Raw genomic sequence first — 13,384 nt, forward strand, 5'->3', positions numbered from 1 at the left:
AAAAGCCGCGCGGCATGGCCACGCGGCTTTGATCGTCATTTGCCGATGGAAAAGCGCGTCACGCTTTTCCTGGAAGTTGCTTTTAGCCCGCGACGCTCGCCTGCGGCGTCGAGCGCTCGGCCAGCATCTGGCGCACCGCCGTCATCGAGCCGCCCAGCTCATTGATGGCGTCGTCGATCAGCGCCCGCTGCTTCTGCAGGCGGGCAAGCTGCTTTTCCGACTTGTCGAGCGCCAGCCGCAGCTGCTTGGTGTTGGACCCGGTCGGATCGTAGAGATCCATCATCTGCTTGACGTCGCGCAGCGAGAAGCCGAGCTTGCGGCCGAGCAGGATCAGCTTCAGCCGGGCCCTGTCGCGGCGCGTGTAGAGGCGGGTCGAACCGTCACGCTGAGGATTGAGCAGGCCCTTGTCTTCGTAGAAACGCAGCGTGCGCAGAGTCACGCCGTACTTCTTGGCCATCTCGCCGATGCGGACGAGATCCTCGCCGGCTTCGACAGGTACATTGTTGGTATTGGCCGCGGTCTCGCCGGCCGAAATAAGCTTCATGGTCACTGGCTTTCCCCGTCTGGTGGCGTCGCGGTCCTTGACCATGCGTCGCCTGACTGGAAGCGGGGGCGTGCTTCCGGCCGTGGTTTCGACAAACAAATCGCAAAACAGCACACTCAATGCGCCTTTTACGTTTACGTCAATTCTATACCGATAGCCGCCTCATGACGCAAGGGCGTTCTGTGGGTGTTCCGCGAACGGTGCTTTTTGCCGCAGCGCAAGTGCAATGCCGCGGCGCGAGCGCGGCAGCGAACTTCCTTCCAACTTCTTAAGCTTGGTTAACGCGTTGTTTACCACGTTGGGCGAAATGTGCGCATGTCGGCTACCCGTGTTTATCCTGTATCGAATTTTTCACGGTTTTTCGGAGCGCGGGTGAACCCCGGGAAGCTTGTCTTCCACCGCATGGAAGCGCGGTCGCCTCGTTCCGGCAGGGACTTGGGGAGCTGGTCGCAAACTGGCCAATCTGAAAGACGGACGCACCGATGAACAGCAAGCGGTCCTATCTCGATACACTCAACGCCGGCAGGCAGCGTAGGCCGCAGACCACGCTCGAGCAGCTCAACCGCTCGCTGGAGACGCTGGAACAGCGGCTGGGGCAGACGCGCGAAGACACGATGGCACGTCCCGCTCCCCGACAGTATGGCGCCGAACCGCGCTATCCCGCGGCCGATCCCCGCTATCCCGCCACCCAGCCTGCCGGCCAGCAGCGCTGGTACGAGGATCCGCAGCCGGCACCGCGCGCCAAGGCCCCGGCGCAGCCTCCCGCCTTCGACCAGAGCTATCAAGCTATTGCCCGCGACATCGACCGTGTCCGCGGCCAGGAAGACAGCGTCGCCATGGTCGGCAAGATCGCCGGCGAGCTGCGCGGCATGCGCGAGGAACTGCGCCACCAGATGACATCAGGACTGCAGCGCGAATTCGAAGCACTGCGCAAGGATATCGACCGCGCCTTCCAGTCGAACGCCAAGCCGGGCGCATCAGGCCCAGGCGCATCAGGCAAGGGCAGCGCCGAACTCGGCGTCGAATTCGAACGGCTCTCCGGCGCCATCAAGTCGCTGTCGGAAAAGAGCGACGACAGAAGCGTCAACCTGCTGCGGCTGGAACTCGAACAGGTCAAGGCCGCGCTCGACACGCTGGCGCGCGAGGAGAGCGTGCAGAAGGTCGATCGCCGCTGGGATGATTTCGATCGCCGTTGGACAGCCTTCGAAGACCGCGTCGACGCCGACCAGCGCAAGCGCTCCGACGAGCCCGCGCTTGCCGCCCTGACCGATCGGCTGGAGCAGATCAGCAATGCCGTCAACAACCTGCCGGAATCGCTGTCGCTGCGTTCGCTGGAGGAAAAAGTCCGCACGCTGGCCGGCGCTGTCGATCACTTCGCCAGCCAGCAGGACAATAGCGGCAGCGACACGCTGGCCATGATCGACGAGCGGCTGGACGAGATTTCCCGTGCCATCGTTGCCTCGACTGTCGCGGCGCAGGCCAATTCGCTCGACCATGAAGCCTTCGAGCGCATCGAGAAGCGGATCGATTCTCTGGCCCGGCAGATCGAGGAAGTGGCGCAGGACCGCCCCGGCAATGCCGTCATGGATCGCCTGAGCACGCTGTCGAGCCGTGTCGACGAGCTCGCCGGCCGCGCCAACCTGCCCGAACAGGCGATGGAACGGCTGGCCAAGCAGATCGCGCTCATCGCCGACAAGATCGACCAGGCGCCGGCCATGCCCGATGCCGACTATATCTTCCACGGGCTGGAGCAGCGTTTCGACGTGCTGTCGAGCATGATGGAACGCCGCCAGGGCGACGCCATCGAACAGGGCAACATGCTGTTCCGCGATCTCGAGCGCCGGCTGGACGAGGTTGCCGACCGGCTGGACCAGCGCGTGCCGCAGGTCGACAGTGCCGGTATCATGGAGGCCATCGACGCCCGCTTCACCGCGCTTGCCAAGCGCATCGAGACGCGCGCTCCCGATCCCGCCGGCGAAGCGGCGATCCGCGGACTGGAAAGCCGCCTTGAGGACATTTCCAGCCGGCTCGACGCATCGGCCGCGCAGGTTGCCGGCATCGACCCGGCGCTGATCCGCAGCCTGGAGGCGCAGGTCACCGGCTTGTCCGCGCATCTTTCCAAGCCCGGCACGCCGTTGCCGGAATTCGAAGACATCAGTCCGCGCCTCAACGAAATCGAGAAGTCGCTGGCCGGGACCCGCGATTCCATCCTCGGCGCGGCGCGCGAAGCGGCCGAAAACGCAGTGCAGTCGCTCGCCGGGTCGAGCGCCAATACCGCCGCCGTTTCGGGGCTCGCGCAGGACCTGAAGACGCTCGAGACGCTGACACGCCGTTCCGACGAGCGCAATTCGAGGACCTTCGAGGCCATCCACGACACGCTGCTCAAGATCGTCGACAGGCTGGGCTCGCTGGAAACCAGCGATCCGTCCGAGGCGGTGAGCGAGCTTTTGGACGCGCGCCCGGACGAAGCGGTCGGCAAACGCCGCGCACGCACGGCCAAGATGGCTGTCGAGGCTCCGTCGATGGATATCGACGCGCCAATGCCGCTGACGGGCGACATGGCCGATCTCGACGGCCGTGCCGCTGCCATAATGCGCAACGAGCCGGGAGGCACACGCTCGCCGGCGGAAGCCGCTGCTGCGGCCGCCATGGCCGCACTCGGTTCCGACACCATTGCCGAGAAGGACCAGCCGGCCGGCCGCAAATCGATGTTCGGCGGGCTGGCACGCGCCTTCAAGGGCAAGAAGGCGGCGGATATTCCGCCCCTGGCCGGCTCGGCGCCGAGCGCCGATATCCCGAGCGTCGATCTCGACGAGCCGCTCGACCCGAAAATGGCCAACCGGCCGCTGGAGCCCGGCTCGGGCGCCCCCGACCTCAATGCCATCATGAAACGCGTGCGCGACGAGCGGGGCCAGCCGGCAAAGCTCAGCGACAGCGATGCCTCCAAATCGGACTTCATCGCGGCGGCGCGGCGCGCGGCGCAGGCCGCCGCGGCCGAAGCCGATGCCTTGAAGCGCCAGTCGACGATGAAAGGGCCGGTGAAGGCGCTCAGGATCGGCGACCTGCTCAAGGCGCGGCGCAAGCCGATCCTGATGGCGGCGGCCGCGATCATGCTGGCGCTTGCCGGCCTGCAGCTCGGCAAGGCATTCCTCTCCGATCCGGCCCAGGTGGCGAGCAACGACGCGGCACCAATCGTGGCCTCGCAGCCGGTTCAAACGGCATCCGTCGACACGGCCAGCCCGCCGAAGCCGGAGGCCCAGCCGGCGGCAACGGACAACGCGCCGGCCCACGCCGTCAGGCAGGCCGAATCATCCGCGCCGATGGCCAAGGACGACATGGTCAACCAGACCGCCATGGCGATGCCATCGGACAGCGATGCGATGGCGGATACGGCACCGGCTACATCGGGATCCACGGCTACGGCCGGCGCTTCCGGCGCAGGCGCCGCCTCCGAAGCAATGGCTCCGGCCGCGCCGACGGCGCCCACTTCGACAGCCCCGACGACGTCAACGCCGGCAGCCATCACCGGTGGCGCGCAGGCGACGGCCAGCGATGCCCAGCCGACCATGGCCGCGCCAACCGCGACCAACGACACCAAGGGCAACGACACCACTGGCGCGGTGGCGTCGACGGATACATCCGCCCCGACAGCCGCGGCCAAGTTCGACATTCCGGCCGAGGCCGGCCCGGCCGCGCTCCGCGATGCCGCCGCCGGCGGCGATGCCAAGGCGCTGTTCGAGATCGGTTCGCGCTACGCGGAGTCGCGCGGCGTCAAGGAAGACATGGCGACAGCGGCCAAATGGTATGAGAAATCGGCGGAACTCGGCTTCGCGCCGGCCGAATACCGTATCGGCAATTTCTACGAGAAGGGCATCGGCGTCGCGCGCGACATCAAGAAGTCGAAGACCTGGTACCAGATGGCCGCCGAGCAGGGCAACGCCAGCGCTATGCACAATCTGGCCGTGCTGTTCGCCATGGCCGCCGACGGCGTGACCGACAATGAATCGGCCGCCCACTGGTTCCAGGAGGCCGCCGACCTCGGCGTCAAGGACAGCCAGTTCAATCTCGGCATTCTCGCCGCCAAGGGCGTCGGCATGAAGCAGAACCTCGAGGAATCCTACAAATGGTTCGCGCTCGTCGCCAAGACCGGGGACAAGGACGCGGCCGCCAAGCGCGACGAGATTGCCAATGCGCTGCGGCCCGAACAGCTCGAGCGCGCCCGTGCCGCGACCGAATTGTGGAAGGCCAAGCCGCTCAACGTGGCAGCCAATTCGGTCGACATTCCCGATGCCTGGCAGGAAGGCACGCCGCAGACCACCGCCAGCATCGACATGAAAAAAGCGGTCCAGAACATCCAGCGCATTCTCAACAAGAATGGCTACGACGCCGGTGGTGCCGACGGCAAGATGGGCCAGAAGACGAAGACCGCGATCATGGCTTTCCAGACCGACAACAAGATGCCGGCCACCGGCGCGGTCGACGAGAAACTGGTCAAGGCACTGCTGGCGCGCAAATAACGGCAGATGCGTCGCTTCCACGACGCCCTTGCCACACATTTGCCTGTTAACTGATTGAGATGTTTTTTGTTTCGGCCCGGTGACGGGGTTTTTCCCCGCCGCCGCGTCGGCGCAAGAAAAAATTGGCTTTTCGATGCGAGACTGTCCGCAACGGCTGTATTCGCCGACAGGCAAACTGATCGAGACTGACGGGTGGGCATCTATCTCCCGATTGCGGAAATTTCCGTCAACGTCTTCGTGCTGCTGGCCATGGGCGCCGCGGTGGGATTCCTGTCGGGCATGTTCGGCGTCGGCGGCGGCTTCCTCATCACCCCGCTCCTGATCTTCTACAACATTCCGCCAGCGATCGCGGTCGCCACGGGCGCCAATCAGGTTATCGCCTCCTCCTTCTCCGGTGCGCTGTCGCACATGAAGCGGGGTACGCTCGACTTCAAGCTCGGCGGGGTGCTTCTGGCCGGCGGCGTTGTCGGTTCGACCGGCGGCATCTTCGTGTTCGCTTTCCTGCGCAGGCTCGGCCAGCTCGACCTGTTCATCTCACTGCTTTACGTCGTGCTGCTCGGCACCGTGGGCGGACTGATGCTGGTCGAAAGCGTCAATGCGCTGCGCGCGACGCGCAGCGGTGCGGCACCGGTTATGAAGAAATCCGGCCAGCACAACTGGATCCACCGCTTGCCGCTGAAGATGCGCTTCAGGGCCTCGAAACTGTTCGTCAGCGTCATCCCGGTGCTAGGCCTTGGCGCCGGCATCGGTTTCCTGTCGTCCATCATGGGCGTCGGCGGCGGCTTTATCATGGTGCCGGCGCTGATCTATCTGCTCAAAGTGCCGACCAATGTGGTTATCGGCACGTCGCTGTTCCAGATCATCTTCACCTCCGCCTACACGACGCTGGTTCACGCCAGCACCAACCAGACCGTCGACGTGATGCTGGCTTTCCTGCTGATGGCGGGTGGCGTGGCCGGCGCGCAATATGGCGCCAAGGCCGGCCAGAGGCTGCGCGGCGAGCAATTAAGGGCGCTCCTGGCATTGCTGGTCCTGGCAGTGGCGATAAGGCTTGCCATCGGCCTGTTCGTCACGCCGCCCAACCTATATTCGCTGTCCGGCGCGGGTCTCAACTGATGGCGGGCCCTAACGCATTCGCAACCGCCATTCTCCTGTCCTTGCTCGTGGCCGCCTTGCCGGCGAAGGCACAGACGCCGCTGACGGAAGGCATCCAGATCGGGCTCTCCACAGACAATGTCTCGATCACCGCCGGCTTTTCCGGTGCCGACCTGACCATTTTCGGTTCGCTGGAGAACCCCGACCCGCTGGTTGCCCGCCAGGGCCGCTACGATGTCATCGTCGTGCTCGAAGGGCCGCCCAAGCCTGTGGTGGTGCGCCGCAAGGACCGGGTGCTCGGCGTCTGGGTCAATCTGGAATCGGAAACCTTCGAGAACGTGCCGGTCTCCTATTCGGTGGCGACGACACGGCCGCTGCAGGACATCACCGAACCGAACAGCTATAAGCAGCTGTCGCTCGGCGCCTCCAACCTCTACATGCAGCCCGCCGATGCCGGCGACAGCCCGGCGACGATCGAGGAATTCACCGCCGCCCTGCGCGAGCGCAAGGCGGCAGCCGGCCTCTACAGCGAGAATGTCGGCGGCGTGCAGTTCCTGTCGCAGAACCTGTTCCGCGCCACCGTCAGGCTGGCGCCGAACGTGCCGGTCGGCACCCATAAAGCCCGCGCGTTCCTGTTCAAGAGCGGCCTGTTCATCAAGGAGAGCTCGGCCCAGCTCGAAATCCGCAAGTCCGGCTTCGAACAGTCGATCTTCCGCGTCGCCCACGAATATGCCTTCCTCTACGGCGTCTTCGCCATATCGCTGGCCATGCTGACGGGCTGGCTCGGCAGGCTGGTCTTCCGCAGGGACTGAGGCATCTGAAAGGGGTTCCCCTTTTCCGGATCATGCTGTAGACCGCACCTCCCCCGCCCGACGGGTAACAATTCAATTCGGCAGAGTGGTCAATCCGGCAGAGTGGTTCGGTCGCCCGGACCGCAGCGCACGCTTCTTCCGCGAGCGCCGATCCGCTGCCTGCCACCAATGACAGGAGGCTGCCTTGCGACCAGCATTCGCCGGTATCGACTTCGGCACGTCGAACTCCACGGTTGGCGTGGTCCGCAACGGGCAGCCGCGCCTCGTCGGGCTTGAAAACGGCCAGGTCACGTTGCCGAGCGCGGTGTTCTTCAATTTCGAGGACGGCCGCATCTGCTTTGGCCGCCAGGCCATCGCCAACTACACCGACAGCGTCGAAGGCCGGCTGATGCGCTCGCTGAAGAGCGTGCTCGGCAGTTCGCTGGCGCACGAAAAGACGCGCATCAAGGCGCGCTCGATCGGCTTCATGGAAATCATCGGCCTGTTCCTCGGACATCTCAGGAAGAGGCTGGAAGAAGACGCCGGCGACGTGGTCGAGACGGTGGTGCTCGGCCGGCCGGTGCAGTTCGTCGACGACGATCCGGTAGCCGATGCGAATGCGCAGGGCGACCTCGAAAAGGCCGCCCACGCCCAGGGCTTCAAGCACATTGCTTTCCAGTTCGAGCCGATCGCCGCTGCGCTCGACTACGAGCAGAGGGTCACGCGCGAGGAGTTGGCGCTGATCATCGACATGGGCGGCGGCACGTCCGACTTCTCGGTCGTGCGCGTCTCGCCGGAGCGCTCCCGCTCGCTGGACCGCAAGGACGACATCCTGGCCAGCCGGGGCGTTCATATCGGCGGCACGGATTTCGACCGGCTGCTGAGCATTGCCCATGTGATGCCGCGGCTCGGCTACCTGACCCCGACCAAGGACGGCAAGCGCAATCTGCCGGCCAGCTATTTCATCGATCTCGCGACATGGCAGCGCATCAACCTGGTCTACACCGCCAAGGCGATGACGCATCTGCGCCAGATCCGCTACGAGGCCGTGCGCGCCGACCTGGTCGATAGTTTCATCCACATCGTCGAGCATCGTTATGGGCACGCGCTGGCGGCTCTGGTCGAAAAGGCCAAGATCGAGCTGACGGACAGATCATCCGCCGAGGTGACGGTGAAGCTGCCGGGCGCGGACTTCTCCGCCGAGATCACGCGCGGCGGGCTGGACGCCACGATCGCCAGGGACATCGAGCGGGTCACCGCAACGGTCGGCGAGACCATCCGCGACGCGGGGGTCAAACCATCCGACATCACCGCGGTGTTCCTGACCGGCGGATCGACCGCGATCCCGCTGGCAAGACGGGAGATCCTGTCGCTGGTGCCGCAGGCTTCCGTCATCGAGGGCGACATGTTCGGCTCGGTCGGGCTTGGCCTGGCTCTCGATGCCCAGCGGAAGTTCGGCTGACCGGTCCGTTGATATTCAGGTGATGCCGGCCTGCAAATGGCCGTTTCCTGCGCTTCCGGTACTCGCGTACCCGAACGTACGCTCCGTTCCGGTTCTCGGAACCAACCATTTTCGGCACGGCCTGACCTGAATCTCAACGAACCTTATGCTGGCGCAGATCCGGTCGTTTCGGCACCGAGATGCGCCTTGAGCGCCATCTGGGCCAAGCTTGCCTGGCGATCGCGGTGCGTGATCATGGCGAAGTCGCGTTTCGGCAGTTCGAGCGGCACCGACCGCAGGCTGCCTTCGGCAACGGCGCGGCCGACGACCAGGTCCGAAATGATGGTGGCGCCGGCACCTGCCTCGACCGCCTGGCGAACCGCCTCGTTGCTGGGCAGCACCAGAAATATCTGCAGGTCGGCAAGCGAAATCCCCTCGCGCCGCGCCAGATCCTCCAGAACCTCGCGCGTGCCCGATCCGCCCTCGCGGATGATCCAGCGCAGGCCCCTGATGTCGGGATGGCCGGGCGCGGTTTCGGCGATCTCGGGGTGGGAGCTGGCAACGACCAGCATCAGCCTGTCGGTATCGACCTTGGCGCGGCGCAATATGTCGGATTCGGTGCGCCCCTCGACCAGGCCGAGATCGGCGGTTCCATCCAGCACGCTGGCCTCGACCTGCCTGGTGTTGCCGATGGTGACGCTCAGCCTCACGGCCGGATAGGCTTCGTGGAAGGAAGCCAGCCGGCGCGGCAGCCAGTAGCTGGCGATGGTCAGGCTGGCCGCGATCGAGAGACTGCCCGCGACCGTCTGCGAGACATGTTCAAGCACATTGCGGGCGGCGGCGGCCCGCTCGAGCACGGCCTTCGCCTCCGGCAGGAACCGATGGCCTGTCTGGGCCAGTTCGATGTTGCGGCCGACGCGGTTGAACAGGTGCACGCCGTGCTGCTCTTCGAGCGCGCGGATGGCGGCCGATGCCGCCGACTGGGAGATGCCCAAAAGCTCCGCTGCCTTGGTCATGTGGCCGCGCTCGGCGACGGCGACGAAAATGCGCAACTGGTCCAGGGTCATGCGCGCATTAAGAACCAATATCGATCGAATTTACAAGAACAACTGATTAGACGGATCGATAGCTTTATTCTACTTTTTCAGTCGAAGTTAGAAAAAATTGGCCATCAGGTCGCAGCGAATAAAATGATCGGGCGGTTCAGATCCCTGTTTGCCCATTGGGCCCGTGGCATAAGGCGACGGCTGACCGGCGATCGCTACCACCCGGAAGAGCATTACATGCGCGGCCCCGGGCCGAAGACGCGGGCCAAATCCGCGCGCACTGGATCATGATGCACGGACCACCGCGCGGCGCGAATTCGGCACCATCGCAGCTCCCGCTGGCGGACACGCGCGCGCCTGATGAAGGCGACGGCGTCGACACTTCGCCTGATGTTTCCGACAGCATCGCCAAGACCACCTGCTACATGTGCGCCTGCCGCTGCGGCATCGACGTGCACATCAAGGACGGCAAGGTCCGCTACATCAACGGCAACAAGGACCATCCGGTCAATCGCGGCGTGATCTGCGGCAAGGGCAGCTCCGGCATCATGCAGCACTACAGCCCGGCCCGGCTGAAGAAGCCCCTGTTGCGCACCGGCCCGCGCGGCTCTGGCGAGTTCCGCGAGATCGAGTGGGAAGAAGCGTTCGTGATCGCCACGGAACGGCTCTCCGCCATCCGCCGGACCGATCCGAAAAAACTCGCCTTCTTCACCGGCCGCGACCAGTCGCAATCCCTGACCGGCTGGTGGGCGAGCCAGTTCGGCACGCCGAATTTCGCCGCCCATGGCGGCTTCTGCTCGGTCAACATGGCGGCCGGCGGGCTCTACTCGATCGGCGGTTCGTTCTGGGAGTTCGGCGAGCCCGACTGGGACAACACCAGATACTTCATGCTGTTCGGCGTTGCCGAGGATCATGATTCCAACCCGATCAAGATCGGGCTGGGCCAGCTCAAGGCGCGCGGCGCCAAGGTGGTGTCGATCAATCCGTGCCGGACCGGCTACAATGCCATTGCCGACGACTGGATCGGCATCCGGCCGGGCACCGACGGCCTGTTCGTCTTCGCCCTCATCCACGAACTGCTGAAGGCCGGCCGCGTCGATCTCGATTATTTGCTCCGTTACACCAATGCCCATATCCTCGTCGTCCAGGAGCCAGGTGCTGCCGACGACGGTCTGTTCGTCCGCGACGCCGACGGCAATCCGCTGGCCTGGGACAGGGTGCCGAAGACCTCCGTCAAGGCAACCGATCCGGAGGCGAAGCCGGCGCTGACCGGCAGCTTCGAGGTCGGCGGCCGTCGCTGCACGCCGGTGTTCCAGCTCATTGCCGGCCGCTACCTTGACGAGAGCCATGCGCCGGATGCGGTGGCAGAGCGTTGCGGCATTGCGGCCGATACGATCCGCCGGATTGCGGCCGAGCTCGCCCATGTCGCCTTCGAACAGACGATCGAATTGCCGATAGCCTGGACCGATTGGGCCGGGCGCCGGCACGAGTCGATCAAGGGCCGGCCGATTTCGATGCATGCCATGCGCGGCATCTCCGCCCATTCGAACGGCTTTCACACTTGCCGCGCCATCCATCTGCTCCAGGTGCTGCTCGGAACCGTGGATGTTCCCGGCGGCTTCCGTTTCAAGCCGCCCTACCCCAGATCGGCACCGCCGGGCCCAAAACCCGCCGGCAAGACAAGCAAGGCAATGACGCCCCTCGACGGCATGCCGCTTGGCTTCGTCTGTGGGCCGGACGATCTGCTGGTCGACGAAACAGGCACACCGCTTCGCATCGACAAGGCCTATTCGTGGGAGGCGCCGCTGGCCGCGCACGGCCTGATGCACACCGTCATCCGCAATGCCTGGGCCGGCGATCCGTACCCGATCGACACGCTGATGATGTATATGTCGAACATGGCGTGGAACTCCTCGATGAACACCGTCGAGACCATGGCCATGCTGACCGACAGCGATGATGCGGGTAACTACAAGATCCCCTTCATCATCTATTCCGACGCCTACTATTCCGAGACCGTGCCGTTCGCGGATCTCGTGCTGCCGGACACCACCTATCTCGAGCGGCATGACTGCATCAGCCTGCTCGACCGGCCGATCAGCCATGCCGACGGGCCGGGCGATGCCATCCGCCATCCCGTCGTCGAGCCGGACCGCGATGTCAGGCCGTTCCAGTCGGTGCTGATCGAACTCGGTGCACGGCTCAGCCTGCCCGGTTTCGTCAAGGACGACGGCTCGGCCAGATATGCCGACTATGCCGACTACATCGTCAACCACGAGCGCACGCCGGGCATCGGGCCGCTTGCCGGCTGGCGCGGCAAGGACGGGACGTCGATCGGCAAGGGCGAGGCCAATCCGGACCAGTTGCAGCGTTACATCGACAATGGCGGCTTCTGGCACCACGACTTCGCTGACGACCAACGCTACTACAAGATGGCCAACCGCTCCTATCTCGACTTCGCCGTGCAGATGGGCTTCATCCCCACGGCGGAGCCGATCGTCTTCCAGCTCTATTCCGAGCCGTTGCAGCGCTTCCGCCTCGCCGCGCGAGGCCACGGCCGCGTCTTGCCGCCAGAGGGTGATCGCCAGCGCATCGAGACCTACATGGACCCGCTGCCGTTCTGGCACATGCCGTTCGAGGAAGCGGCCGTCGACCTCGAAAAATACCCGCTGCACGCGCTGACGCAGCGGCCGATGCACATGTATCATTCCTGGGGTTCGCAAAATGCGTGGCTCAGGCAAATCACCAGCCAGAACCGGCTGTTCGTGCATCACCGGACCGCCGCCGGCCTCGGTCTTGCCGACGATGACTGGGTGTGGATCGAAAGCGTCAATGGCAAGGTGAAGGGGCAGATCAAGCTGATCGACGGCGTCAACGAAAGCACGGTCTGGACCTGGAATGCGATCGGCAAGCGGCGCGGCAGCTGGGGGCTGAAGGACGACGCGGCCGAGAGCAATCGCGGCTTCCTGCTCAACCATGTCATCGGCGACCAGACCGCGGCGGACGCGCAGGGCAAACGCTATTCGAACTCCGATCCGGTCACCGGCCAGGCGGCATGGTTCGATCTGCGCGTGCGCATCGTCAAATGCGCTGATGAGGAATCCGGCTTCACCGAACCGCAATTCGAGCGTTTCCAGCAGCCACCGCATTTCGAGCCCGCGCCCGATAAATTGAGCTTCGGCGCCGAATTCCGCACGAAAAGAGAAACCACCGGATGACCTGCCTTCCCACCCACACCGACAAGAGGCTCGGCCTGGTCATCGACCTCGACACCTGCGTCGGTTGCCAGGCCTGCGTCACCGCTTGCAAGGAGTGGAACACCGGCGGCCACATGGCGCCGCTGACCGACATCGATCCCTATGGCGGCCATGCCGACGGCGTCTGGTTCAACCGCGTGCACAGTTACGAGCACACCACCGAGATGGGCGGGCGCACGGTCAACTTCCCACGCTCCTGCCTGCATTGCGAGACGCCGGCCTGCGTCACCGTCTGCCCGACCGGGGCCTCCTACAAGCGGGCCTCGGACGGCATCGTGCTGATCGACGAGGATAAGTGCATCGGCTGCAAACTGTGCAGCTGGGCCTGCCCTTATGGGGCCCGCGAATTCGACACCGATGTCGGGGTGATGAAGAAGTGCACGCTCTGCGTCGACCGCATCTACAATGACAATCTGGCCGAAGAAGACCGCGTACCGTCCTGCGTCGCCGCGTGCCCGACCAGCGCCCGGCATTTCGGCGATCTCGGCGATCCCCAGTCGGCCGTCTCGCAACTGGTGGCGGAGCGCGGCGGCGTCGACCTGATGCCGGAACTCGGCTATCATCCGACCAACAAATACCTGCCGCCACGCGCCCACACGCAACGCGCCGCATCGGTGCCCGCGAAGGCGCTTGAGCCGGTGCGGGCCGAGGGCGGCTTCCTCGGCTGGGTCGACCGCATGCTTTCGAACTAGA

The 13,384-nt window shown here is 64.9% G+C and carries 8 protein-coding genes; 6 read left to right on the forward strand and 2 right to left on the reverse strand.

Features of this window, described 5'->3' with window-relative positions:
• Positions 1-82: 82 nt before the first annotated feature.
• Entirely contained in the window at positions 83-544 is a 462-nt protein-coding gene (locus tag FJ978_RS02780; protein ID WP_140570003.1) for a MerR family DNA-binding transcriptional regulator, read from the reverse strand.
• Between the two features lie 482 nt (positions 545-1,026).
• Here FJ978_RS02780 and FJ978_RS02785 point away from each other — a divergent pair, with 482 nt between their 5' ends.
• The 4 genes from FJ978_RS02785 to FJ978_RS02800 all read left to right on the forward strand — a co-directional run bounded on the left by FJ978_RS02785 (position 1,027) and on the right by FJ978_RS02800 (position 8,409).
• Positions 1,027-5,061 (forward strand): peptidoglycan-binding protein, encoded by a 4,035-nt coding sequence (locus FJ978_RS02785; protein ID WP_140570007.1) that lies wholly within the window; start codon positions 1,027-1,029, stop codon positions 5,059-5,061.
• Positions 5,062-5,253: 192 nt separating this feature from the next.
• Positions 5,254-6,177 (forward strand): sulfite exporter TauE/SafE family protein, encoded by a 924-nt coding sequence (locus FJ978_RS02790; RefSeq protein ID WP_140570009.1) that lies wholly within the window; start codon positions 5,254-5,256, stop codon positions 6,175-6,177.
• Positions 6,177-6,968 carry a TIGR02186 family protein gene (locus tag FJ978_RS02795; protein ID WP_140570013.1) on the forward strand — a complete coding sequence of 264 codons (792 nt, stop codon included), beginning with the start codon at positions 6,177-6,179 and terminating at the stop codon, positions 6,966-6,968. The genes FJ978_RS02790 and FJ978_RS02795 overlap by 1 nt, the downstream gene beginning before the upstream one ends.
• A 184-nt stretch (positions 6,969-7,152) precedes the next feature.
• Complete coding sequence (locus FJ978_RS02800; RefSeq protein WP_140570016.1) at positions 7,153-8,409, forward strand: Hsp70 family protein; 1,257 nt, start codon at positions 7,153-7,155, stop codon at positions 8,407-8,409.
• Between the two features lie 143 nt (positions 8,410-8,552).
• Here FJ978_RS02800 and FJ978_RS02805 read toward each other — a convergent pair whose 3' ends face one another.
• Positions 8,553-9,455, reverse strand: coding sequence for a LysR family transcriptional regulator (locus FJ978_RS02805; protein WP_140570019.1), 903 nt, complete (start codon positions 9,453-9,455; stop codon positions 8,553-8,555).
• Positions 9,456-9,721: 266 nt separating this feature from the next.
• On the opposite strand from FJ978_RS02805, the gene FJ978_RS02810 reads away from it, so the two are divergent.
• Both FJ978_RS02810 and FJ978_RS02815 read left to right on the forward strand, forming a co-directional pair.
• Positions 9,722-12,652: a molybdopterin oxidoreductase family protein gene (locus FJ978_RS02810; RefSeq protein ID WP_181176683.1), complete on the forward strand. Its 2,931-nt coding sequence runs from the start codon at positions 9,722-9,724 to the stop codon at positions 12,650-12,652.
• Entirely contained in the window at positions 12,649-13,383 is a 735-nt protein-coding gene (locus FJ978_RS02815; RefSeq protein ID WP_013897297.1) for a 4Fe-4S dicluster domain-containing protein, read from the forward strand. Before FJ978_RS02810 ends, FJ978_RS02815 begins: the two co-directional genes overlap by 4 nt.
• The last annotated feature ends 1 nt before the right edge of the window (position 13,384 follow it).

The sequence above is a fragment of the Mesorhizobium sp. B1-1-7 genome, from assembly GCF_006442705.1.
Lineage (GTDB): Bacteria > Pseudomonadota > Alphaproteobacteria > Rhizobiales > Rhizobiaceae > Mesorhizobium > Mesorhizobium opportunistum.